The following is a 26,092-nucleotide window of genomic DNA, read 5'->3' on the forward strand; positions in this document are numbered from 1 at the left end:
TCACCTGTCTGGATAAAAGGTTAGGGATTCAAAGTGATGCATGACCTGGCCGAGAAAGGCGCGCGGTCGCTGCGTCACATGGAAGTGGTTACCGGCCACGGTCACCGGTGGCCCGGCATGGCGCAGCCACGCCTGCCATGCCTGCACCTCGTCGCGGCTGGCTTCGCGGTCATGGCTGCCATGCAGCAGCAGCGACGGGGTGTGCACAGCCGGCGACGGCGGGGCCGGAGCATGGCGATAGCGCTCGGTGGCGCGAAAATCGGCGCGCAGCAAGGGCAGGAACAGGGCACGCAGTGCCGGGGTGGAGAGCAGTTCCGCGCCGCAGCCACCCATTTCGACCAGCTGTTCGACAAACGCCTGATCGCCGAGGTGGCTGAGTTGCCGCCTGCCCCCGAGATGCGGGGCGTGGCAGCCTGACAACACCAGGCCGGCCGGCGGCGTACCGTTCTGCTCCAGCCGGGCGCAGGTCTCGAAAGCGACCTGGGCGCCCATGCTGTGTCCGGCCAGCAGCAGCGGCCGTGGGTCTGGCAGGGTGCGGATGGCGTCGGCGAGCTGATCGGCCAGCTGGTCGATATGCTCCGCGCAGGGCTCGCCCATGCGGTGGTCACGCCCCGGATAGGTGACCAGCGTGACGTCCAGCCCCAGATCGTCGAGCGGGTGCCAGTCGCGAAAGGCGCCGCGGCTGGCGCCGGCAAACGGGCACATCAGCAGATGCAGGGCAGCAGGCTCGCAGGCGGTGACCAGCGGGCGCAGCAGGGCAGAAGGTGCCGTCATGCCATGGCGCCTTCACCGGGCGGGGCAAGCAGGGCCTGGTCATCGATCGCCCGGGGCGCCGGCAGGTTGCATTCGCGGGCCGGGCCGGCGCAGCGCAGGGCCTGGCGCCACAGGCGGGCCAGCGCCAGCTGATGGGCGGCATCGAGGCCGGCCGGCAGCGCCTCGCCGTCAAGATGCCGGCGCAGTGCCTGCAGCAGGGTACCGACACCGGCCGGACCGTCGATTTCGAACGCCTGGCGCCAGTCTGCCGGTGCCGGATGCAGGATCAGGGTGGACGGGCGGGCAAGATGGGCGCCGTCCGGGCCGGCGGCGGCGTGGTAGAGACTGTGGCTGGCCTCGCGATGTTGCGGATCGTGCAGCGCCGGGGTCCACAGCACCGGCCCGTGGCTGGCTTCCAGCGACAGGTAGCCGGCCGGCCAGCCCAGCATGAGCTGATGCATGACCAGGCTGTGCAGGTCGGGATCATCGGGGTCCAGATAGGATTGCAGCCTCAGGGTGGCCGTGCCGCCGGCCAGGCGCAGGCGCAGGGTATGGAAGGCCGGGTCGTCGCCGTCAGGCAGGCGCTCGACCGTGGCGGTGTCGGTGCCGCTCGCCAGCAGCAGCAGGTCCAGCGACGAATACAGCAGCTGCCGGCTGGTGACGAGATGCGCGAAGCGGGGGGCTTCGCCGTCGAGCAGCCGGCGCACGCGCTGCGCACGGTCGATCCAGCAGCGGCCGGCCGGGGTGTGCGGATAGAAACTGTTGACCCAGTAGCCCAGGCGGCGCTGTGCTGCCAGCGCCTGCAGCGGGGCGATGTCGTCCGGGTGCAGCGGATGCTCCTGCAGCACATGCATGCCGCGTTGCAGGAAGGTTCTGGCCAGGGCGCTGCCGGCACCGCCGGCCACGGTGGATCGCACCACCACGCAGACCATGTCGATATCGTCCGGTACCTGTTCCGGCGCGGTATACAGCGGAATGCCGAAAGCGTGCGCCAGTTGCCGGGCCCGGGCGCTGCCGGTGGCCAGCAGCCCGGCCAGCTCCAGCCCGGGCTGCGGCTCGATAAAGGCATTCAGGTACAGTTCGCCGAACTTGGCGCCGGCAACGAGTACCCGCCGGTTCCGGGTGGTCGGGGTGCTCATGCGGTCTCCCTGATTTCGTGGTGCTGCCGCCACTGCCCGAACAGTGTGGCGACCTGTTGTGCCAGCCGGTCGTCCATCACCAGTTGCCAGTGATCGCCGTCCAGCGTGTGGCGCTCGGCCCCGGCCGCCCAGTCCTGCCAGTCGTGCCCGGCGGGTTGCCACGCGGCCGGGCGGTCGGCCGCGCTCAGCCACAGGCACGGGATCGGCAGCGGCGCCGGCCGCGGGTGGCGGACCAGCAGCGCCAGCAGGTGTTCGATGCGCTGCAGCCACTCGTGCGTCTGCGCCGGGTCCGGTGCGGCGGGCAGCAGGCCGGCCGCCGTGGCGTTGTGCAGGAAGCAGGCGAGCTGCTGTCCGGGGTCCCGCTGCGCCAGGTCATCGGGCAGCGACACCGCGATGCGCCCCTGCGCCAGCAGGCGCAGCAGGGCCGTGCGATCCGGGCAGCGGAAATCCTCGCGGCAGACCGGGTCGAGCAGGACCAGCGATACCGTTTCTCCCTGTTCGTGCAGCAGGCGCGCTGCCTCGGCGGCCACGAAGGTGCCGTAGGACCAGCCGAGCAGCGCATACGGGCCGTGCGCCTGCTGGCGGCGTATCGCGGCGACATGGTGTGCGGCCAGTGCCGTCAGCGTGTCCGTGCGCGGCGCGTCTGTCGCCTGCAGGCCGAACACCTGCCGGTCCAGCCGCCTGGCCAGTGGCAGGTAGGCGCCGACTTCGCCATCCGAGGCATGGAACATGAACAGCGACCCGGCATGGCGTCCCGATGCCAGCAGCAACGGCATGTCGCCGCTGCCGCTGGCCGGCAGTGGCTGCAGCGTGGCGCAGAAGTCGGCCAGCAGCGGATGTGCAAACAGGTTTTGCAGGCTGGCGCCGTGCACCCCGTCGAGATGGAGTCGCGCGACCATGCGGGTGGCGATCAGGCTGTCACCGCCGCACAGGAAGAAATCGCTGTCGCGGCAGATGTCCTGCGACAGCAGGCTTTGCCAGGCCGCGATAACCTGCGCCTCCAGTGCCGGCTGCGCCACGGCCGTGGCCCGGCCCGGCCCGGGGGCGGCCACCTCCGTCGCTTCGCCCTGCGGCAGTTGTTCGCACTGGCGCAGTTGCAGTGCGGGCAGGCTGATGCCGGGCTGAGCGCGCAGCCAGCGCTCGACCTGGCGCGTGTCCAGCCGGGCGACGTGTTCGGCCCGGGCCAGCACCAGATGCTGGCGCATCGGCGAGCGTTCCTGCTCGGGCCAGTTCAGTTTCAGGGCAAAGCCGGCCTCGGTCAGGGCATCGCGCCACTGCGGCAGGTCGAGCATCGGCTTGTCGTCGTCGACGCGGAAATCCTGGTAGCCGTTGAGACTTTCGATAAAACCGATGCTGGCCATCTGCAGCACGCTGTCGCGTTCGGTTGCCTCGATCAGCAGCAGCCAGCCACCGGGTTTCAGCAGGCGTCCGAGGCGACGCAGCGAATGCACGACATGGCTGGCATCGTGCAGGACGTTGACGGCGACGATCAGGTCATAGCCGTCGTCGGCATGGGCGTCGTAATCGACCGGCCGGTTGATGTCGAACAGCGCGTAGCCGACTTCGGGCCGGTCGGCAAAGGCCTGTCTGGCACTGTCCAGAAACAGGGTCGAGACATCGGTGAAGCGATAGCTGTGCAGGCGGCCGGCCAGCGCCGGCAGCAGGTGACGGGTGGTCGCCGCCGTGCCGGCGCCGACTTCCAGCACCCGCAGATCGTCGCGTTCGCCGGCCAGTGCCGCCGCGAGTTGCGTCGCGCTCCGGTTCAGGCAGTCGCTGACCGGATTGTCGCTGTACAGGCAGCGTGCGATCTTGTCGTCATCGTCGAACAGCAGGGCCAGCGGCGACTGTGTGCCCGTGAGCAGCGCATCGTGCCGGGCGATGCAGGTTTCCAGATAGCGGCCCAGTGTGCGACTCCAGCCGGCCTGCGGCAGCGGGGCGACCCCGGACTGCGGCTGCAGCGGGCGCAGGCAGATGAAAGTGTCGCCCTCGCGCCGCAGGTCACCGTGCGCGCACAGCATGGCCAGCCACTGCCGCAGCAGCCGGCCATATTGCGGCAGTGCCTGCAGGCGGGCGTGGACTTCCGCCACGTCATGGGCCTGGCCGGCCTGGCTGAACAGACCGTGACGGTGCAGTGTGCCGGTGATGCCGGTGCGGGCGCGGGCTTCCAGCCAGGTCCAGGTGGCATCCACTTCTGCCGACTGTGCCGGGTCCAGCGTTGGCAGCAGCAGCGGCGTCAGGGGCGAGAAGGCCGGGGTGATGAGCGGTACGCTGTCGTCCGCGACCAGATCCAGCATGATGGCGCGGCCGTCGGCAGCGGGTCTGGCCGCTGCCCGGGCAATGCCGGGGCAGCGGCACAGCAGGTCTTCCAGCGTGCGCAGGTCGGGGCTGTCGGCATCCCGTTCGCTCAGCGGCCAGCGCTGGCGGGGGAAGTCATCCAGACTGCCATCCTCGTGCTGGCGCACGAGTCCTGTCCGGGTCATGCGTGCCGGCTCGGCGACCAGACCGCGCAGCAGGGCGCAATAGTCGTCGAACATGGCCGCGGCCGTGCCGTCTGCCAGAACGTCATCCATGCAGTACCAGCTGAAAACCAGTTCGCCGTTGATCTCCATGACCTGGTGATCGAGCCAGACCTGCGGCGTCTGGGTAAAGACGTGGACCGGATCGCCGAGCAGGCCGGTCATGGCCTGGTCGATGCTCTGACCGTCCAGCGACATGCCGAGCATGCTGGTGAACACGACCGGCATCAGTGGCTGCCGGTTTTGCGCCCGGCCCCGGCCCAGCTCGCGCATCAGTTCCACACCATTGACCTGGCTGTGCGCCAGGTGCTGCCACAAGCGCTGCTGCGTCTGGCGGATGCTGTCCTGCAGCGGAGACGCATGGGCCAGATCGAAGTCGATCAGCAGCACCGAGGTGAAATCGCCGATCAGGCCGGGAACCTGCGGGTGGTCCGGGCGGCGGTTGAAGAAGGTCAGATTGAGGGTAAAGCGCGGGTGCCGGCTCCAGCGCTCCAGCGTATGGGCGAACAGGGTCAGCAGCGCGGCCGACGGCGTGACACCCCAGGCCTGCCACTCTGTTTTCAGCCGCTGCCAGTCCGCCTGCGGCAGACGGGCCTGGCAAGGGGTAAAGGTCGGCGGCATGCCGCTGCGCACCCTGCATGCCGGCAGCCGCGGCGCCGGCGGCAGCTGTGGCAGCAGGTCCTGCCAGTAGCGCCATGAAGCGCGCCAGGCCGGTTGCCCGCGTCGTGCCTGCTCCGCCAGCACGTAGTCTCGGAAACCCAGTTCGAGCGGCGGCAGGATGTCACCGTGATAGGCATGGGCCAGATCGTCCATCATGACCTTGAAGCTCTGCACGTCGAACAGCAGCAGGTCCAGGTTCATGTGCAGGCGGTAGCGGCGGTCGTCGATCTCGCTGATGACCAGCTCGAACAGCGGCCAGCGGTCGGCCGGCAGCACGCGGCTGGACAGTGCGTCCCGGGTTTCGGCCAGTGCCGTTTCCTGCTGTGCCGGGGTCAGCGCGCGCAGATCGTGGCGTTGCGGCCGATAGTCCGGCACCCGGGGCAGAATGCGCTGGCGGCCATCGGCATCGATCACCATGCGCAGCATGTCATGGCGCTGAATCAGACTGTTCCAGGCGCGCTCGAAGCGCGGCAGTTCGAAGCGCTCGTGCTGCAGGTCCCACTCGAACACCACATGGCAGGCCACCCCGCCATAGTCGATCAGGTCGGTGCGCCCCAGCCAGTACGCATGCTGGATCGGGGTCAGCGGGAAGGGATCGAAGCGACGGGCCGCATCGTGAACCAGCGGGGCGGTCGCGGCCAGGTCTGCCTGCGGGGCCGAGGCAGCGATCAGGCGCGCCAGCCCGGCCAGCGTCAGTTCGCGATAGGCGCTGCCGGCATCGAGGCGGATGCCGAACTGGCGCTGGACTGCGCTGCCCAGCTCAAGGAACAGCAGCGAGTCGAGACCCAGTTGCAGCAGATCGCGTTGCGGCGTCAGCTGCGCCGGATCATCGAGACGCAGCTGGGCTGCAACATGGGCGCCGAGCCAGCGGATCAGGGCATCGGTGTCATGCGGATCGCAGCCGGCTGGCGGGGGGAGGCTGGCCGATGCGCTGGCCGGGGGCAGAGGCCGGGATACGGCCGTCGTGGCGATGCCCAGCCATTCACGCCGGACCGGATCGAGTCGTTGCGGCACGACCCGCATCGCCAGCCGGTAGGGCGCTCCGCGCATTACCGCCTGTTCCAGGTGCCACAGGCCCTCGGCCGTACCGAGGGCGCCCATGCCGTCGGTGGCGAGCCGGTCCAGCAGGGCGGCATCGGCGGCATGACCCACGTCGGCCCAGGCGCCCCAGGCCATGGAAATGACGGTCAGGGCACTGCCGGCAGGAGCGGACTGCGCCAGTCCGTCCAGATAGGCGCTGGCCAGGGCATGCGCGCCCTGGCCAGCCGCGCCCAGCGCGGCGGCAGCGGAGGAATAGAGCAGCAGATAGCGTCCCTGATGCGCAAGCAGCCAGTCGTGCAACTGGTGTGCGGCTTCCGCTTTGAGTGCCAGTACCGGTGCCAGTCGTTCGGGGGTGAGCAGGGCCAGCGGCACATCGTCGAGCCGGCCGGCGGCGTGAATGACCCCGTCGATGCCGCCATCGGCCTGCAGCTCGTGCAGTGCGGCGGCCAGTTGCATCGGGTCCGCCACATCGCAGCGCAACCAGCGCAATTGGCAGGCATGGTGGCTGCTGACGGCATGGCGGAAATCGGGCCAGTCAGAGGCAGCGTGTGGCGCCAGCAGGGCAATGCGCGTTGCGCCCTGCCGTGCCAGCCATTCGACGCTGATCCGGCCCAGCCCGCCGAAGGCGCCCGTGACCAGATGCCAGCCCTCGCTGCACAGGCTGCCGGCCGGCAGGGCCGGCGCCATATGCGTCTGCAGCGCCAGGCGGGGCTGCAGTGCCTGCCCGTCGCGCATGGCGATCCAGCATGAGCCGGCTGCCGCGCCCACGGCGGCCGGCAGCGCCGCCCAGTCTGCGTCGAGGGCAAGGTCGATTGCCACGATCTGCCGTCCGGGCTGCTCGATCGCCGCCACGCGCAGCAGGCCCCATGCCGCACGGTGTGCCGGCTGGACCCGGTCGCCATCGCGGAGTGCCCAGGCGGCCCGGGTGATCACGAACAGCGGACGGCGCGCCGGATCGGCCAGCGCTTCCAGCAACGGACCGGTCATGTCCCGCGTTGACGGCGATGCCGGGTCCAGCGGCAGCAGGATTCGCGCCGCCTGCGACGAAAAGGTGAACCCGGCCTGTTGCAGCGCGTCAGTCATCGCCGCGCAGGCGTCTGGCAGCGAAAAGTCGCCGTGATCGGGGACCGGGGCCAGCCCGGACGGGACCCACTGCCAGTCGTAATGCGTGTCCGGCGCCGGTTGCGGGCCCGGCAGCCCGGGCTGCGGCGCGGTACCGGTCAGGGAACGCCAGCATCCGGCCGCGTCGCAGCCCTCGATTTCAAGCCGGGCCTGGCCAAAGGCCGCCCCCTGCCAGTGCAGCCGTACCTGCGACAGCCAGTCCGGCGCGCTGGCCGGCATGTCCGCCGGCATGCCGGGCCGGCCATCGCCATGGCGGTGTGACAGCACATCGCTGACCTGGCGCAGCCGTTCCTGCCAGGCATCATGCTGGCCGGCGCAGTCGGACCAGTCCGCCAGATAGCAGCCGTCGCGGGTCAGTGCCTGGCCGAGCCGCGCATCCGGGTCGCTGTCGCCCGGCGCGGCCAGTCTGGCAGACATGCCGCCGGCGACACGGGCCAGCAGGATGTGTTCGCTGATCTGCGCGGTCGGGCTGCCGTCGTCCGGCAGCCAGTCGGTCCGGGCAAAGCCGGCCGCGCTGCACTGTGCCGCCCAGTGTGCCGTGGACAGGAACAGGCCGCCCCCGCGGGCATCCTGGTCATGCAGTGGCAGGACCAGCGGGCCGAACACGAAATCGAACAGCCGCATCGGCCGGGTGATTTCGCGCATCAGCAGGCGGCCGCCGGCTTTCAGCAGCGGGCGCAGGTTCGCCAGGGTGCGGCCGACGTGCTGGGTGGCGTGGATGACATTGGCGGCGACGATCAGATCGTAGTCGCCGGCAGCGAAGCCCTGGGCGCCGGCGTCCTGCTGCAGATCGAAGCGGCGATAGTCGATAAAGGCATGGTCGCTGAATTTCTGCCCGGCGCGGCGCAGGAAGATCGGCGAGATATCGGTAAAGTCATAATGCAGTGCGGGCTGCCCGGCCAGTTCCGGCAGCAGCCAGGCCGTGGTGCCACCGGTGCCGCCGCCGACCTCCAGTATCCGGAACGGCTGCGGCGGCCGGCGGTCGGCCTGCCGTTCCCGCATCAGGCCGGTCACCACGCCAGCGGCAATCTGGTTGAAGTAGCGGCCGAAGCTGAATTCCTGATACAGCACCTCGACGCCGCTCGATGCGCCGTCGGGGAAAATCACCGCCACCGGTTCGAGCTGACCACTCATCATCGCGTACAGGCTGTCGCCCGCCCGGGCCAGGGTGTCGGCAATGACATCCAGTCCTTCGCAGTAGCTGCGCAGTTCCAGCAGCAGCGTGTCACGCCGGGCGTGGGGAACCGGTTGCGCCGGCAGGTAGCACTCGCCGTCACGGCGGTAATAGCCATCCTCGACGCAGGCATCGAGCAGGCGGACCAGCAACTGCCGGTGGCGGGGCAGCAGCCGTCCGCTGCGCAGGATGCCGGTGGCGGACACCCCGTGCGCAAAGGCGTCGCCGACGCAGCGCTGCACCAGGGTATCGACGTAGATGGCATGCAGCAGGGTCACGCCGTCATACAGCGCCTGCAGCCGTGGCAGATCCAGGCTGGCGGCGGCGTGAGTGGCGACGCGGCGGCCGGCGGCGAGGGCCGCGTCGTCGGCCGTGCCGGGTCCGGTTTCCACCGGTTCGGCTTCGCGCCAGTAGCGCGTGCGGTCGAACGGATAGCAGGGGGCATGCACCTTGCGGCCTCCCGTGGCCAGCAGGGTCTGCCATGGCAGACCGACCCCGGCGGCATACAGCTGCCGCAGCGCCAGTCCGCTCAGGGCCGGTGCCGGTTGCTGCCGCCGTGCGCTGGCGATCCAGTGGGCGCGATCCGCAGCTTCGCGCCGGCCGATCCCGGTCAGCGATGCATCGGGCCCGAGTTCCAGGCACACGCCGACGCCGTGGTCCAGTGCGCAGCGCACTGCCTGGTCATGGCGCACCGGCTCGCGCAGATGCCGGCGCCAGTAATCCGCTTCATTCAGCCGGTCGGCATCCACCACCGTGCCGAGCAGGGTGGAGATCAGCGGCAGTCGGCCGGGCGCAGCGTGGAGCGGGGCGGTCGCGTGCTGGTAGGCATCCAGGATCGGGTCGAGCAGGGCCGAGTGGGCCGCGCCGGCCACGCTCAGCCGCTGATGGCGGATCTCCCGCGTGTCGAGGACAGCGGCCAGCGCGTCGATGGCATCGCGCAGACCGGAGAACACCAGATGGCGCGGGCCATTGCACACGGCCAGATCCAGCCCCAGTTCCCCGGCCAGCGGCAGCAGTGTCGCCTCGTCGGCGAACACGGCCAGCATGGCCCCGCCGGCACATTGCTGCATCAGGGCGCCGCGGCGCTGCACCAGCGGCATGATCTGCTCGATGCTGTAGTGACCGGCGACTACCGCTGCCGCATATTCGCCCACCGAGTGACCGAGCACCATGTCCGGTTCGAGACCCAGCGCCTGCCAGTGGGCGGCCATGGCCAGCCCGAAGGCGACGATGGCCGGCTGGGCGTAGTCCATGCGTTCCAGCAGGGCGTCGTGCTGGCCGGACATGACTTCGCGCAAGGGCGGATCGAGCGGCACATCGCAGGCGGCAAGGCAGCGTTCGAGGCAGGCGGCAAAGGCGGGCGAGCCCTCGGCCATGGCCCTGCCCATGCCGGGCCAGTGCGATCCCTGGCCGGTGAACAGCCAGAGCTGCCTGCCGGCGACGCCGTGACCGGTCTGCAGCAGGATGTCGCTCTCGCCGGCGGCATGGGCGTCCAGCGCGGCAGCGGTTTCCTCGCCCAGCGGCACGGCCAGCCGGAAAGCCAGGTCCAGTTGTCGCCCGTGCAGCGCGGTATGTGCCAGGTCGCCGGGCGGGGTGTGGCGCATGGCTGCGGCATGGGCGGCAGCCAGTCGTCGCAGGGCGCCGTCGCTGGCCGCACTCAGCAGCAGCGTGCCCTGGCCGCTGGGTGTGTCGTCACACGCAGCGTTGGCGCGCAGTGCCTCGGGGAGGGCGGCCACGATCATGTGGCAGTTGGTGCCGCCGATGCCGAACGAGGACACGCCGGCCAGACGTTCGGCACCGGTCCATGGCGTGGCGGCGGATGGCACATGGAACGGACTGGTTTCCAGGGCCAGTGCCGGGTTGGCCTGGCGGAAATGCAGGCTGGGCGGAATCATCCCGCGTTCCACCGCCAGTACCACCTTGATCAGGCTGGCAATGCCGGCCGCCGTGTCCAGGTGGCCGAGGTTGCCCTTGACCGAGCCCAGCGCGCAGCGCGGGCCGCCATGGCGACCGGCAAAGGCACCGCGCAGCGCTTCCAGTTCGACCGGATCGCCGAGCGGGGTTGCGGTGCCGTGCGCCTCGATCAGACCGATCTGCATGCAGTCGACCCGGGCGAGCATCAGGGCTTCGCGGATCACCTCGCGCTGGCCGGCCACCGACGGCGCGGTATAGCCGACCTTGCGGTTGCCGTCGTTGTTGACTGCGCTGCCGCGCAGCACGGCCATGACCGGATCGCCGTCGCGCAGCGCGTCGCCCAGCCGGCGCAGGGTCACCACACCGACGCCATTGCCGGGGAAGGTGCCCTGTGCCCCGGCATCGAAAGGCCGGCAGTGACCGTCCGGCGAGAAAATCATGCCCGGCTGGTGGAGATAACCGGCCTGCTGCGGAAAGGAGAGTGCCACGCCGCCGGCGATGGCCATGTCGCATTCGCCGGCGCGCAGGCTTTCGCAGGCCAGATGTACGGCGACCAGCGAGCTGGAGCAGGCGGTCTGCACCGACAGCGCCGGGCCGCCGAGATTCAGCTTGTAGGCGACGCGGGTGGCGAGGTAATCCTTGTCGTTGCCCATCAGCGACTGCAGCCCCCTGACCTGTGCCACCTCGGCAATGCGCAGCGGTTCGCGGCCCGGATAGGTACTGACCCGTGCCGAGCCGAACACGCCGGTCTTGTGCGGCACGTCCCGTGGTGCGTAGCCGGCGTGTTCCAGTGCATGCCAGGCGGTTTGCAGGAACAGCCGCTGCTGCGGGTCCATCGACTCGGCCTCCTGCCGCGAGTACGAGAACAGCGCGGCATCGAAGGCATCGGCCTCGTCGAGCACGGTGCCGACATTGACGAAATCCGGCGCGTCGACGGTGGCGGCATCCAGCCCGGCATCCAGCAGCGCCTGGCGCGAAAAGCGGCGGCTGCACTCGCGCCCGTCGAGCAGGTTCTGCCAGAAAGCCTCGCTGTCGGCCGCCTCCGGGAAGCGGCAGGCGAGGCCGATGACGGCAACCGGTTCGCTGTCCGGGTAGTACTGCTCCAGCAGGGTCTCGATATCAGGGGCCGGGCAGGGGACGGAAAGGGCGTTAGCCATGTTGGGCATCCTGAAGGGGAGGAGTGGCGGAAGTGGTGCGGCGAAGCCGGCGGCACAGCCGGCTGGCCGGCCACAGGCTGAGAAGGGCCAGCGCGGCGAGCAGGGCCAGAACCGGGCGATAGCCGGTGTCGTGGGCCAGACGCAGCGAGGCCATCGAGGCAAGCATGGCGACGGCCATGTCGGTGGACTGGAACAGGGCGTAGTCCGACGCGGGCTGGTGCGGACGCACCAGTCCCATCAGCGCGTTGTACAGGGTGACGAAACCGATGGCGGCGGCGACATTGACCAGCCCGAACAGCAGCAGCCAGGCCGATGGCCTGAAGTGCGGATAGCCGAGGGCGAGCAGGGTGGCCAGCGCGGCATGCAGCACCATCACCGGCAGCAGACTGCGCCAGGCGCCAATGCGCCGGGCCAGCAGCCCGCCGAGCAGGATGCCAAGGCCACTGGCCAGCGTGCTGTACAGGGTGATGACTTCACCCAGCTCGGTCAGGCTCAGTCCCTGGTCGACCAGCAGCACGGTCTGCAGGCCCAGCAGGCCGCGCATCGCCAGGTAGTAGATCGCCGTCAGCGCCAGTGCCGGCCACAATGCGCGCAGGCTGTGCAGGTCGAGCCTGGCCGGTCGCTGGCCGGCCATCGGCCGGGTCGGGCGCCGCAGCAGCAGGGGCGGCACCAGCAGCAGCAGCGACAGCGCTGCCATGGCGAAGAAACCACGCTGCCAGCCGGCGTGCTGGGTGATGGCCAGAAAGGCAAAGGCACCGAACGGGATGCCCAGATAGCTGCCGCCAACCTGGGCGGCATTGGCGAACGGCCGGCTGCGGTCATCGGTGGTGCAGATGGTGATGCCGTTGGCGTAGATGCCATGGCTGGCCGACAGCAGGGTCAGCAGCGTCAGCGCCAGCACGATCGTGACCACCGAGTGGTCCGGCAGCAGCAGGCCGATGGTCGCCAGCAGCGCGGCCATGCCCAGCTGCAGCAGGACCAGACTGCCCTGATAGCGGTTGCCGAGCAGCGACAGCGCGTGGCGTTCGCACCATGGCGCCCACAGGAATTTGCCGACCCACGGCAGCAGGGTCAGCGACAGCCAGCTGAGCTGGGCCAGATCCAGGCCGGCATGGCGGAAATAGCCGACCACGCCCTGCAGGACCAGGGCGGTGACCATGCCCTGGTGCAGGTAGTAGCACCAGTAGGGAAGATAGCGTGTCATCGGGGGGGCTCCTGCCGGCGCTGGCGGCGCGGCAAGCGCCGCTGCGGTTCCGTGCCGGTGGACGGTGGCTGGCCGCCGAGACGGGCCGCCAGCGCCTGCGGGGACGGATGGGCGAACAGGTCTGTGACCTGCAACTGGCCATGGCCGGCCTGTTGCAGCCGGACATGCAGTTGCACCAGCTTCAGCGAGGTCGCACCGGCATCGAAGAAATTCTGCCGTGGCAAGATCGGCTGGCCGACCACCTGCCGGAAATGGGCGCACAGCTGGGCCACGCGTGCCGCGTCGTCGACCGACGGGGCGGCCGGCAGCCGGTCGACCACTGCCACAGGGGCCGGGCCGGCCGGCAGCAGCGGCGTTGCGCGCGGCAGCAGCGTGTCCAGCGCCAGCTGCCAGGCGTCGTCGTCGACTGCCAGCCGGCGCAGCAGGGCGCCGTATTGCTGGAACATGGTGCGCAACTGTGCCGGCTCGAACAGCGCCTCCACCGCATCCCAGTTGAAGCGGAGCTCGCCTTCGGATTCATAGACCTGGTGATCCAGCCAGACCTGTGGCGTCTGCGAAATGCCCCGGCGCGGCGTCAGCCACGACGCATGGGCGAGAAAACGGCCATGGTCGAAGCCGAGCGCGCTGGTGAATACCACCGGCATGGCGACGGCGGCCCGGCCCTGTCGCTGCGCCAGTTCGCGCATCAGTTGCAGTGCGGAGACCTCGCGATGCGCCAGGTCCTGCCACAACTGGCGCTGCAGACCCTGTGCGCTGTCCAGCCAGTTGCCGGCCGGCTGCCAGGCGAGCAGCAGCAGCGAGGTGAAATCGCCGAGCAGGTGTTCGATCTGCGCATGCACCGGCTGGCGATCGAACAGGGTCAGGTTCAGGCACAGCGCGCGTTGCGCGCTCCAGGCCGACAGGACGGCGGCGTAGGCGGCCAGCAGCAGTGCCGACGGCGTCAGCCGGGCCGCGCTGGCGCGTGCTTTCAGTGCCTGCCAGTCGGCGGCCGGCAAGTGGTCGGACAGGCGGACGAAGTCCGGGACGCCGATGCTGGCCGGATCGCAGCGCAGCGGCAACTGCGGCGGTGGCGGCAGCCGGTCCAGGCGCTCGCGCCAGTAGGCCAGCGAGGCCTCACTCGCCTGCTGCCCGGCGACGTGGGCCCGGTAGTCGCGGAAACCGATTTCCAGCGGTGGCAGGGTGCAGGCCGGTTGCAGATAGCACTGTTCCAGCTCCGCCAGCAGGATCTGCATGCTCAGGCCGTCGAGCAGCAGATTGTCCAGGCACAGATAGAGCCGGAAATGACCGTGTGCGTCTTCTGCCGCCTGCAGATCGAACACCGGCCAGCGGCCAGGGTCGAGTACCTGACGCGACAGGCGCCGGTACAGATCGTCGGCATCGTCGAGACGGGCAAAGCGGTGGCGCGGCAGTACGAACGGCGGCACCGTGGGCAGCACTTGCAGCTGGTCGTTGCGCACCACGGCGCGCAGCATGTCATGGCGCTGGATCAGCCGGTTCCAGGCCGTCTCGAAACGGCCGACATCCAGCTTGCCGGCGTCGAACTCGACAAAGAACTGCGATCCCACGCCACCGAGGGCAAACCCCGGCTGGCGGCCGACCAGATAAGCCTGCTGCACGTCGGTCAGGGCGAACGGCAGGTGGCGCGATGCCGGGTCGGGACGCAGCGCCGTGGCGGCCGGCGGCGGCCGATGCTGCAGCGTGGCGGCGAAGGCGGCCAGCGTCGGGGCCGCGAACAGGTCGCCCAGTGTCGCCTCGTAACCGGCCCGTTCCAGTTCGCCGATCAGGCGTGTGGCCAGCAGGCTGTCGCCGCCAAGCTGGAAGAAGTCGCTGTGACGCTGCAGGTCGGGGACGGCCAGCAGCGTCTGCCAGATTGCGGCCAGCGTCAGTTCGGTCGCACTGCCGGGGGCGTCCTGTCCGGCCGGGCGCGCCGCCGGCGGAGTGCAGCGGGCGATCAGCGCCTGATGATCGATCTTGCCGTTCGCGGTCAGCGGAAAGGCATCAAGGAAATACAGCCGCTGCGGCAGCATGTAGGCCGGCAGTTGCGCCGCCAGTGCTGCGCTCAGCTTGCGCGGGTCCGGCCGTGACAGTGCCGCTGGCGCGCGCAGGACAAAGCGCTGCAGTTCGTCCACCCGGTCTGCGCGTTCGCCGTGCAGGCCCCGGGCCTGGAAGTGTGCCTGCCAGGCGGCGGCGTCCATCAGGCTGGCGGCGGCGGGAAGGCCGTCCGTCGCCAGCAGATCGGCACTGACCAGAGCCAGGGCCGACGGGGCGTGTCGTTCCAGCACCAGCAGCAGGGCACCCGGTGCGGCCAGCCCGGCCAGTTGCGTCAGCCCGTCGGCCCCGAGCCGGTGCAGGGCGTTGTTCGCCCAGACCACATCGGCGGTGTGGGCCAGCGCTGCCAGTTCGGCGGCGCTGGCGTGACGGGCGCTGGCATGCGGGTATGCGGCCAGACCGGCGCTGGCACCCCGTACCCGGTCCCGGGAGTCGTCGAGTGCGATATAGCTCAGCTGGCCGGCATCCAGCCGTTGCAGCAGCAGGTGCCCGCCCAGAGCGCTGCGTGCGCCGATCTCGATCAGCCGCAGCGGGCGGCGCAGGGTCTGCGCCAGCCCGGCCAGCACACCGGCGAAGGCCACGATGGCGCGCCGTGTGCCGGCGCTGTCCAGCAACCGCCGTTCGGGTGCCCAGAACAGATGGTCGAGCAGGGTGTGGGCCGGCTGCCGCCCGTGCAGGATGTCGGCCAGCGTGGCGTGGTGGTCGCCCAGGGCGTCGGCCATGGCCTGCAGCGGGCTGCCGGCTGGCTGCCAGCCCGCTGCGTCATGGCGTGGTCCGCGCCGGCAGGCGTGGCCATCGCGGACCAGCCGGCCGTCGGCGCACAGCAGTTCCAGCCAGCGGCTGAACAGTCCGTACCAGGCGGCGCTGGCGCCGTAGTGCATCGCGACCAGCCCGGGATCGAGCGGGGTGCGGAAATCCACGCCGTGGCGCTGCAGATGGTCGTGCAGGAAATCGGCCACCAGACGGCGGATGGCATCCTCACCGGGGTTGGCCGGATCGTCGGCCAGTGGCGTGAACAGACTGCCGTAGTCGCCGGGCAGCGCCGGGTCGGCCTCCCGCCGGCTGCACAGTGACGGGCCGGCGCCGACCACGAATGCGGCCAGTGATTTTTCACGCTCGCCAAGGGTGAGCGCAATGCCTGCCCGTACGCCATCGAGGCGGTTCAGCACCGCATCGATTTCGCCGAGTTCGATGCGATGGCCACCGATTTTCACCTGCCTGTCGCGCCGGCCGAGGAATTCCAGCGTGCCGTCGGGCCAGTAGCACCCCAGATCGCCGGTGCGATACCAGCGGTCGTCGCCCTTGCCGACAAACTGCTGCGCCGTGCGCTCGCGGTCATTGAAATAGCCGAGCGCGACGCCGTCGCCGCCGATCCACAACTCGCCCGCCTCCCAGTCCGGGCAGTCGCGCCCGCTGCCGTCGACCACGCGGTAGCGCTGGTTGGGCAGCGGAAAGCCATACGGAATCGAGCGCCAGTGGGGCTGCACCTCGCCCACCTCATGCGCGTTGGACCAGATCGACGCCTCGGTAGCGCCGCCCATGGCGACCAGTTGCCCGTCGGCGCGGAAAGCGCGATAGCGGGCCGGCAGGTCCAGACCGATCCAGTCGCCGGACAGCATCACCAGCCGCAGCCGCGCCGGCGCCTGCCGCGCAAAGCCTTCGCTGTAGGTCAGCAGCATGTCGAACAGTGCCGGAACACTGTTCCAGACACTGATCCGGTGCCGTTCGATCAACCCGCACCAGGCTGACGGATCGCGCCGCTGCCCCTCGTCCACCAGTACCAGAGTGCCGCCGGCGGTCAGCAGGCCGAAAATATCGTAGACCGACAGATCGAAATGCAGGGCCGACAGGGCCAGCAGGCGATCGTCGGGGCCCAGCCGGTAGCGCCGGTTCAGCGCGGCGCAGGTATTGAGTGCGCCGCGGTGGGAAATCACCACCCCCTTGGGCGTGCCGGTGGAGCCGGAGGTGTAGATCACATAGGCGGGGCTGTCCGCTGCCACCGTGACCGGTGCGGGAATCGGGGCATGGCGGATGGCGTCCTGCCAGCACAGCCGGCGGGCCGGGTCCTGCTCCCCGGGACCGGGCGTGCTGTCGTCATCGCGGCTGGCCAGCACCAGGGTGATGCCGGCATCGGCATGAATCTGCCGTCGCCGGGCGGCAGGCTGTTCCAGCGGCACCGGCACATAGACCGCCCCGGCGAGCAGCACGCCCAGTACGGCCACTACCTGTCCCGTCCCCCTTGACTGGCTGATCGCCACCCGGTCACCGGCGCGGATGCCGTGTGCGGCCAGGGCGCCGGCGCAGCGTCGTGCCATGTCGACCAGCTCGTCGTAGCGCAGCGGGTGGTCACGGTGGATGACGGCAATGGCGCCCGGCGCTCGGGCGGCCCGCTCGATCACGCCCTCGTGCAGCAGGCCGGACGGCCGCGGGCCGGCCGTGGCATTGACCCGTGCCCGCTGTTCGCACTGTGCGGCGGGCATCGGATCGGGCAGCGGTTCGTGCCAGGCGCGGGCATCGTTGACCAGGTGACGGACCTGCGCGATATAGGCGTTGAACAGGGTGTCGACCAGACCGGCGGGGAACAGGGCTTCATTGCTGTCCCACTGCAGCCACACCGACGAGCCGTGCTCGAAGGCCAGGTGATCGATCCAGACCTGCGGGGTCTGCGAGATGCCCCAGCCCGGCTCGCCGAGGGCGGCGGCGGTATTGTCGCCATACAGCGGGCGGCCCAGATTGCTGGTGAACACCAGCGGGGCGCCGTGCGGATGGCGCTGTTCCTTTTTCAGCTCGCGCAGCAGCTCGACACCGGACCAGTGCCGGTGTTCGCAGGCATCGGCGAAGGTGTTCTGGTTGGCCTGCGCCAGCGTGTCGAACGCCGCGCCTTCACCCTGCACGTCGAGCAGCAGGATGCTGGTGAAATCGGCCATCAGGCGTTCCACGGCCGGATGCAGGGGCTGGCGATCGAACAGGGTGAGGTTAAGCAGCAGCCGCGACTGTCCGCTCCAGCGCGCCAGTACCGAGGCGAAGCAGGTGGCGAGGGCCAGGGTCGGGGTGACGCCGCAGGCGCCGGCATGCTGTCTGAACGCCTGCCAGTCGGCGTGCGGCAGTTCGGCGCGGCGGCGGCTGATGCGGACCCGGGCCAGTTGCGCGGGCTCCTGTGCCAGCGGCAGGGACGGGGCGGCCGGCAGCGAGGGCAGCTTGTCGCGCCAGTAGCGTTGCGCCTGTTCGCGGGCGGCAGCGGTGTCATGCTGCAACTGGGCCAGATAGCTGCGGAAATCATAATCGGCGTCAAGCGGCGGCAGCGGCTGCCCTGCGACCAGCGCGGCCAGTTCCTCGAACAGCAGGGTAAAGCTGGCCGCGTCGAGCACCAGCAGATCGAGATTGACGTGCAGCCGGTGGCGGCCGTGTGGCAGCAGCGACAGCTGGAAGTCGAAGGTTTCCCCCCGTTCGACCGCCAGCAGCCGGTGGCCGAGTCGTTCGCGCTGTTCGAGCAGGGTGCGCTCGCCTTCATCCTCATCCCGCGTACGCAGATCATGGACGGTCACGCCCTGCCAGACGGGGGCCGTGCACCAGTGTTGCCGGCCATCGGCGCTGAAGGCGACCTGCAGCATCGGGTGGCGGGTCGTCAGTGTCCGGATGGCCCGCTCCAGCGCCCCGGCATCGAGCCCGGCCCCGTCAAACTCCTGGTACAGATGGCAGCCGACGCCTCCCAGCGGCTGCCGGGAGGACCGGCCGACCAGATAGGCGTGCTGCACCGGCGTCAGTGCAAACGGCGCGCCGTCGCGCATGCCCGGCCAGACTGTCGTGACGGGGAGAATGGCCGGCGGCTGGGCACCGCCCTGCAACAGCCGGCTCCAGCCGGCCAGCGTCGGTTCGCGATACAGGTCGCGCAGCGTCAGGTGGTAGCCGCGTGAACGCAGCCGGTTCAGCCACGCCATCAGGTGCATCGAGTCCAGCCCCAGCTGCAGCAGACTGGCCTGGGCGTCGAGCTGTCCGGGTGCCATGCGCAGTTCGCGGGCCAGTTCCTGCCGCAGCGAGTCGCTGTCGACAGAAGAGGGAGGGAGGATCGGGGCCGGCAGGGATGCGCGGGGGTCAGACATGGTATGCCGCCTCTGGTCATGAAGGGGGGGCAGTCGAGCGGGGACGGAGGTCACGGACCATGGGCACGGCAAAATGGTCCACGGGTTTCAGCCGGACAATGTCAGTCGCTGTGGGGGCTGCGGAACCGCTCGAATGCAGAATCTGGAATCGCCTTACGCAATTGGCATGGCGCTGGGTGCTGAATGATAATTATTCCCTGACGGGATTCCACCCGGATCGGGCCTGCCCTGGCCCGTATCGGTCCGCAGGAGAAACGGGCCGCAAGGGCCGTCCGGCTGGCGCAGACGGTCTGCTGTCAGCGCCGTTTCAGTGTTGACGGGTTGACGCCAAATTGCTTCTGAAATGCGGCTGCGAAATGGCTGGCATTGGTGTAGCCAAGATCTGATGCAACCGTCATTACCGGGGTGTCGCGGGCCGACAGCCGCCGGCGGGCTTCATGCATGCGCTCCTGCTGGAACAGCCCGTAGACGCTGTTGTTGAACAGCAGACGAAAGCCGCGCTTCAGCTTGAGGACACTGAGGTCGGCCTCCCTGGCCAGCGCGGCGATGGTGGGTGCCTGACTGAGATCACCCAGCAGGCGGTCCCTTGCGCGCAGCAGGCGCTGGCGATCGACCAGGGTCAGGCTTTGCCCCATCAGCCACAGCGGGCTGCGCCGGGCGCCGTCATCCGCCCCCAGTTCCATGACGTGCAGCGCCCGGCTCAAGCCCTGCGCCGTCGCCCGCATTTCCGCATTGTGGCCGCATGGCGCATAGCAGCGCCCGCTGCCGAGTTCCTGCTTCAGCGAGCGTTCCAGCTCCGGGGCCCAGCTGGCAAACAGGTCCGGCCGGACCGAGACGGTCACGCTCTCGAACGTTGCGGCGTGGCTGGCACGGCCCCGGCAGCCGGGGTTGTAGTTGATGCAGCCGCCGCCTTCGGCCAGCGCGTGCTCAAGCTCGCCGCAGCCGCCATGGAACGAGTAGCTGGAGCTGCCCTGAAGCGCGCACGAGAAGTGGATCCTGTCCCAGTCGTCGTGGACGTTCACGGTCATCGGTTGCCGGAGTTCGCCTTTCCAGACCAGCACGTCGACGCCGTCCTGCAGCGCAATGCGCAGCAGCCGGCAGCCGGTGTCCGGTGTGGCGTGTCCGACCGGCTGCCCGGCCAGCAGGGCCGATATCGAGGTGGAAGGCGGTTGCGGCGATGGCATGCGTGTCCAGCTCCTGTGCGGCATACCGATCCGGGCACAAGTTGGACCGGTCCGGGCGGTAATGCAAATGAGAATCTTTTATTATTCGCGCTCTTTCAATGACAGTCGAGCGGAGTTCGCTCCCGACGGGGATTCCGCCGGAAGGGCCTGCGCCACCCGGCCACAAAAGGAATGAATTGCATGCTGTGCCAAACAGACCGCGGAACAGGGGAGCTGCGCACATTGTGGCGTGTAAATCCACTAGTCATGGCGCTGTCGATGGCCCTGCTGCCGGCCTCCGGGCTTGCCCTGGCCGAGGCCCCGGACATGGTTGCGGTTCCGGTGCAGGCCGGGCGTGACGGGAGCGGCAAACCGGTCGCTCACGACGCCGGAGCGGGCCATGATGTCCCGGTCGAACTGCCGGCCCTGACCGTCACCGCCCGCCAGGGCGTGGAGCGGGCGAAGGACATTCCTTTCGGTCTCAGCGTCATCAGTGGCAGGGAGCTGGAGGTTCGCCATCTGCTGACGCTGGATGACGCCTTGCGCAGCATGCCGGATGTCAATGTCAATTCGAATGGCGGACCCAATTCCGCGAACGTCATGATTCGCGGCGTCGGTTCGCTGAATGCGGTCAGCATGGACGACGGCTCGGTGGCGCTGAATGTCGACGGCGTGACGATGTCGATGCGCAACATGTCGCTCGGCACACTGGACATCGAGCGGGTCGAGGTGCTGAAGGGGCCGCAGGGCACGCTGTTCGGCGGCAACAGCCTGGCCGGGGCCGTCAATGTGACCACCCGCCGGCCGACGCGCGAAATGGAAGGCCATGTCCGGGTCGAATACGGGCAGGAGCGGCAGCATCTCGAGGAGGCGGTCATCAGTGGGCCGCTGTCCGGGCAACTGAGCGGTCGCTTCGCCATCCGCAACACCGGTTCGGACCTGTGGGTCGACAATACGCAGACCGGCCAGCCGCTGAGCAAGCCCGGTGATCTGGCGTTCCGCGGCAGCCTGCTCTGGGACGTGACCGCCGGCACCAGTGCGCTGCTGATCGCCGAGCGGCAGCAGATCAGGCGCAGTCCGAGCCTGACCATCCTGCGGCCGTATGGCGAGCCGCCGAAGCTGGATTTCACGCCGAATCTGTTCGACGACGACAAGAAGACGATGGCGCGCTATTCGCTGGAGCTCAATCATGACCTGGGCGCCAGCCGGATCACCTCGATCACGGCCTATACGACTACCGATTTCTTTACCGTCGGAGGCTACGACCGCCGGATCATGCAGGCGCTGATGGGAGGGACGCCGGAGGCAAGCGTCAAGGAGGATTCGTCGGCGCAGCGGGGGGTGAGCGAGGACCTGCGCTGGTCCTCACTGCCCGGTGCGCCGCTGTTCTGGGTGGCCGGCCTGAACCTGTCGCACGCCGACCGGCACTTTGATACTTACTATATGCCTGGTTACCGGCAGGACCGGCGCTATCGCGTTCGCAGTTCCGCGGTCTATGGCGAAGCGACCTATCCGCTGACCGACGCCCTGAAGCTGACCGGCGGGCTGCGGCAGTCGTGGGACCGCAAGTCGTATGACGCCACCTATACCCAGGGCAGCAGCAGCGGCGACAACCGCGAACTGGACGACCACTACACCACCGGTCGCGTGGCGCTGTCCTATGCGCTGACGCCGGCGAGCAATCTGTATGTGGTGCTGTCACGGGGCTATCAGTCGGGGGGCTTCAGCGATTACTCGGCGACGGTGGCCGGCGGCGAGCCGTACAAGCCGGCCCGGTCGAATACCGCCGAGCTCGGTTTCAAGACCGAATCGGCAGATCGCCGCTTCAGCCTGAACGCGGCACTGTTCGCGACCCGGGTCAGGGATGCCCACCTGCTCGGCTACGACTACAAGACCTATTCCACCAATACCGTCAACGCCGACAGTGACAGCAAGGGCGTCGAGCTCGAGGGGTACTGGCGCTTCGGCGACGGCTTCGAGCTGTCCGGCGGACTGAGTGTGATCGACGCCACGATCACCAGCGATGCCCTCGGTGTCAGCGGTGGCGATGTCCGGGCGGGCAACCGCACGCCGGACGTGCCGCGCTGGGGGGGCAACCTGGCGCTGTCGTACCGCAAACCCCTGCCGTCCTTCCTTGGCCTGCCGTCGCCGGCGGTCAATGCCCGGCTCGGCTACCAGTATGTCGGTGCCCGCCCGGCCGATCCGCAGAACCACTTCGATCTTGGCAGCTACCGGCGGGTCGACCTGCGCGTCGGGCTGACGGCGGGCAATGCGGAAATCTATCTGTACGGCAACAACCTGCTGGACGAGCAGTACGACCTCTACGGCTATTACAACAATGCCACCGCCACCTTTGGCTCGCCGGTGCGCGGCCGGACGGCCGGTATCGGTCTGAACTACCACTTCTGAACCTGATGCTCCGGCCGCAGGCCGGCCGGGGCGCACGAGGAATCCCCATGTCCCGATCCTCCCTGTCCGCCGATGCCGGCGGCGATGGCCTGTCTCCTGCCGGTGATGTCTGGCACCTCATGCAGCCGGTGCGCGGGCAGATCCGCCTGGCCATGGGTCTGTCCGCGCTGGGCACGCTGTCCGGGCTGGCGTCACTGGCGCTGCTGGCGCTGGTGGTCCATGCGCTGCTGCGCGAGCCGCAAGCCTGGCCGTGGCTGCCGATGTCCGGCGCCATTGCCTGTGGCGTCGTCAGTTATCTGCTGCGACTGAACGCGTTCAACCAGTCGCACTATGCCGCGTTCCGGCTGGAAGCCGTGCTGCGCGCCCGGCTCGCCGCGCACCTGGCGCAACTGCCGCTGGGCGAGGTGTATCGGCATGGCGCCGGCGCGCTGTCCAAGGTCATGCAGGACGATGTCAAGGCGCTGCATGTCTTTGTCGCCGACAGTACGCCGCTGCGAACACGGGCGCAGGTGGCGCCGGTCATGACCGCGCTGGCTCTGCTGTGGCTGGACTGGCGGCTGGCGCTGGCGGCGATGGCCGTGCTGCTGACCGGCATGGCGGTCCTGATGCTGGCGACGCGGAATGCCGCCGATATGGGGCGCCAGTACCACGAGGCTCGCGAGCGGGTCAGCGCCGCCATCATCGAATTCGTCCAGGCCATGCCGGTGGTCCGTACCTTCGACAGCGGCCACGTCGCCTTCGGCCGTTTCCAGCGGGCGCTGGATGCCTATTACGGCGTGCTGACCCGCTGGTACCGCGAGGCCGGATTTCCGGCGCGTTTCTCCTTTGCCATCCTTGGCCCGCTGCCGACGCTGATTGTCCTGCTGTGGCTGGGCTGCTGGCTGATCGCCGGCGACCGGCTTGCCCCCGACACCTGGGTCGCCGTGCTGCTGCTGGGCACCGGCATGGCCGAGTCGGTCATGCCGATGATGATGCTCCGGCACATGGTGGCCCGCGCGATGCTGAGCGCCGCACGGATCCGGGAGATCATGGCCTTGCCGGTACAGCCGCAGCCGGCGCGGGGCCGGCAGCCGGCAGATGCCGGCATCACCTTCGACCAGGTCGGCTTTTCCTACCGGACCGGTCACGGCGAACCGGCATTGCGCGACGTGAGCTTCCGGGTGCCGCCGGGTACGGTGACGGCGCTGGTGGGCCCGTCCGGCGCCGGCAAGAGTACGGTGGCGCGGCTGATTCCGCGCTTCTGGGATGTCGATGACGGTCGTGTGCTGCTGGGGGGAGTCGATGTGCGGGATATCCGCGCCGATGTGCTGATGCAGCAGGTCGCCTTCGTGTTTCAGGATACCTTCCTGTTTGCCGACACCATTGCCAACAATATCCGCCTCGGCCTGCCGCAGGCCACGATGGACGAGGTGCGGGCCGCCGCCACCGCCGCCCAGGCGCATGAATTCATTTCCGCCCTGCCGCACGGCTATGACACCCCGGCGGGTGAGCGCGGGGTCCGGCTGTCCGGCGGACAGTGCCAGCGCATCACCATTGCCCGTGCCATCCTGCAGAACCGCCCGATTCTGGTACTTGACGAGGCAACGGCGTTTGCCGATCCGGAAAACGAGGCGGCGCTGGTCGTCGCGCTGTCGGCACTGATGCGCGGCAAGACCGTGCTGATGGTGGCGCACCGCCTGTCGACCATCCGCGATGCCGACCAGATCCTGGTATTCGATCGCGGCACCCTGGCCGAATCCGGTCGCCATGCCGCCCTGATGGCGCAGGACGGTGTCTACGCCCGGCTATGGCGCCATTACCGGCAGGCCCGCCAGTGGACCTTGCCGGCGAGCCCGCTGGCGTTTCCGGCCGGCATGGCCGGGGAGACCCTCTCATGAAAGCGGATACCGGGCATTCGCCGCGCCTTGGCGCATGGCGGGACAGCTATCACCGGCTGCTGCGCAGCGCCGGCCGGCAGGCGCCGGCCCTGCGCCTCTGCCTGGCCGGCCTGCTCGCTGCCGCTGTCGTCCAGGGGCTGGCGCTGGCCTGCCTGTTTCCGCTGTTCGCTGCGGTTTTCCACTTGCGCGAGCCCGGTGACATCCTGTTCTGGCTGGGGCTGATGTCGGGACTGGCCCTGGCCGCCACCGTGCTCCGCTGGCATGCGCAGGGTTTCGAGTACAACGGCCGGCTGGCGTCCATGACCCATCAGCTGCGCGGCCGGCTGGGCGAACAGCTGCGGCGCATGCCGCTGGCGTCGCTGCAGGATCGGCGCGCCGGGGAAATGAACGCACTGCTGCTCGGCAATGTGGACGAACACTTCAATTACACCCCGCTGCTGGTCAATCTGATCCTGCTGGCCACGGTGACGCCGCTGGTGACCGCCCTGGCGACGCTGCTGGTCGACTGGCGTCTGGGGCTGGCACTGCTGCTGGTGTTCCCGGCCATCGTGCCGTTCTACCGCTGGCGCCGTCCGGCGTCCGGCCGCCACATGCGGCAACTGGCGCAAGCGCACCAGCGCACCAGCGCCGATCTCGTTGAATACACCCAGGGGCTGCCGGTGCTGCGCGCTGCCTGCAGCGCCGGCGACCGGGCGGCGACACTGCAGGCGGGCTTGTGCCAGTTGCAGCAGATCCAGACCGAGGCTCATCGCCGGGGCAGCAAGGCCGAGGTGCTGACCGTCAGCGTGGTTGAACTCGGTCTGCTGCTGCTGGTGGCCATCGGTGTCAGCCGGGTGGTGACGGGCACGCTGGACCTTGCCGTGCTGGCCGCGGTCATGGTGATCGTGGCGCGCTTCTCCGAACCGCTGGCGACTTTTGTCAGTTACACCATGGCGCTGGACCTGATCGAGTCGGCGCTGGAACGGATCGATGCCCTGCTGGCGGTCGAACCGCTGCCGCAGCAGTTGCCGGTCGCCAGACCCGGGGCTTTCGACGTGCACTTCGATGACGTGTCCTTCCAGTACCCCCGGGCGGGCGACAAGACACTGGACCGCTTCAGCGCGACGGTGCCGGCGCGAAGCCTGACCGCCATTGTCGGCCCGTCGGGGGCGGGCAAGAGCACGGTCGTGCGCCTGCTGATGCGCCATTTCGATCCCCAGCAGGGTCGCATTACCCTCGGCGGGGTCGATCTGCGGCAGATCCCGGCAGAAGAACTGAACAGCCTGATCTCGGTGGTGTTCCAGGAGGTCTACCTGTTCGATGACAGCATCCTGGCCAATGTGCGCATGGCCCGTCCGGATGCCAGCGACGAGGCCGTGCAGGCCGCCCTGCACCAGGCGCAGTGCACGGCCTTCATCGAGCGCCTGCCGCAGGGCTGGCATACCCGGCTGGGCGATATCGGTGGTCGCCTGTCCGGTGGCGAGCGGCAGCGGATCTCCATTGCCCGTGCGCTGCTGAAGGAAGCGCCGGTCGTCATCCTCGACGAACCGACTGCCGCACTGGATACGGAAAGCGAGGTCGCCGTGCAGCATGCCATCGATACCCTGGTGCGGGACAAGACCGTCATCGTCATCGCCCATCGCCTGTCCACCATTGCCGGGGCTGACCAGATCCTGGTGCTGGACCCCGGCCTGCCGCCGGTGCAGGGCCGCCACGCCGAGCTGCTGAAACGCTCCGCCCGCTATGCGGCCATGTGGGCGGCCCAGCAGTCGCTCAAGGTCTGGCGAGCCGACGGGGCCCGCCCCGCGCCACAGTGAAACCGGCGCCGGGCGGAT

The 26,092-nt window shown here is 69.3% G+C and carries 9 protein-coding genes; 3 read left to right on the forward strand and 6 right to left on the reverse strand.

All coding sequences use genetic code 11. The annotated features are described in order from the left end of the window. The 6 genes from ACYVG8_RS12800 to ACYVG8_RS12825 all read right to left on the reverse strand — a co-directional run bounded on the left by ACYVG8_RS12800 (position 1) and on the right by ACYVG8_RS12825 (position 20,013). Positions 1-774 carry a thioesterase II family protein gene (locus ACYVG8_RS12800; protein WP_460745969.1) on the reverse strand — a complete coding sequence of 258 codons (774 nt, stop codon included), beginning with the start codon at positions 772-774 and terminating at the stop codon, positions 1-3. After that, on the reverse strand, positions 771-1,892 hold the full coding sequence (locus ACYVG8_RS12805) for a Gfo/Idh/MocA family oxidoreductase (RefSeq protein ID WP_460745970.1): 1,122 nt from the start codon (positions 1,890-1,892) through the stop codon (positions 771-773). The genes ACYVG8_RS12800 and ACYVG8_RS12805 overlap by 4 nt, the downstream gene beginning before the upstream one ends. Continuing rightward, positions 1,889-11,476: a beta-ketoacyl synthase N-terminal-like domain-containing protein gene (locus ACYVG8_RS12810; RefSeq protein ID WP_460745972.1), complete on the reverse strand. Its 9,588-nt coding sequence runs from the start codon at positions 11,474-11,476 to the stop codon at positions 1,889-1,891. Before ACYVG8_RS12810 ends, ACYVG8_RS12805 begins: the two co-directional genes overlap by 4 nt. Next, entirely contained in the window at positions 11,469-12,680 is a 1,212-nt protein-coding gene (locus tag ACYVG8_RS12815; RefSeq protein ID WP_460745974.1) for an MFS transporter, read from the reverse strand. Before ACYVG8_RS12815 ends, ACYVG8_RS12810 begins: the two co-directional genes overlap by 8 nt. Then, complete coding sequence (locus ACYVG8_RS12820) at positions 12,677-18,829, reverse strand: amino acid adenylation domain-containing protein (protein ID WP_460745976.1); 6,153 nt, start codon at positions 18,827-18,829, stop codon at positions 12,677-12,679. The genes ACYVG8_RS12815 and ACYVG8_RS12820 overlap by 4 nt, the downstream gene beginning before the upstream one ends. Before the next feature lie 296 nt (positions 18,830-19,125). Continuing rightward, the gene (locus ACYVG8_RS12825) at positions 19,126-20,013 is read right to left on the reverse strand and encodes a helix-turn-helix transcriptional regulator (RefSeq protein ID WP_460745978.1); all 888 of its coding nucleotides are present in this window, start codon (positions 20,011-20,013) and stop codon (positions 19,126-19,128) included. A 180-nt stretch (positions 20,014-20,193) separates the two neighbouring features. On the opposite strand from ACYVG8_RS12825, the gene ACYVG8_RS12830 reads away from it, so the two are divergent. From ACYVG8_RS12830 to ACYVG8_RS12840, 3 genes are read left to right on the forward strand one after another with little or no spacing between them, the layout of a single operon-like run. Then, positions 20,194-22,401 (forward strand): TonB-dependent receptor, encoded by a 2,208-nt coding sequence (locus tag ACYVG8_RS12830; RefSeq protein WP_460745979.1) that lies wholly within the window; start codon positions 20,194-20,196, stop codon positions 22,399-22,401. 47 nt (positions 22,402-22,448) lie between these two features. Further along, positions 22,449-24,278, forward strand: coding sequence for an ABC transporter ATP-binding protein (locus tag ACYVG8_RS12835; RefSeq protein WP_460745981.1), 1,830 nt, complete (start codon positions 22,449-22,451; stop codon positions 24,276-24,278). Continuing rightward, the gene (locus tag ACYVG8_RS12840) at positions 24,275-26,074 is read left to right on the forward strand and encodes an ABC transporter ATP-binding protein (RefSeq protein WP_460745983.1); all 1,800 of its coding nucleotides are present in this window, start codon (positions 24,275-24,277) and stop codon (positions 26,072-26,074) included. Before ACYVG8_RS12835 ends, ACYVG8_RS12840 begins: the two co-directional genes overlap by 4 nt. The last annotated feature ends 18 nt before the right edge of the window (positions 26,075-26,092 follow it).

It is taken from the genome of Microvirgula curvata, from assembly GCF_054781615.1.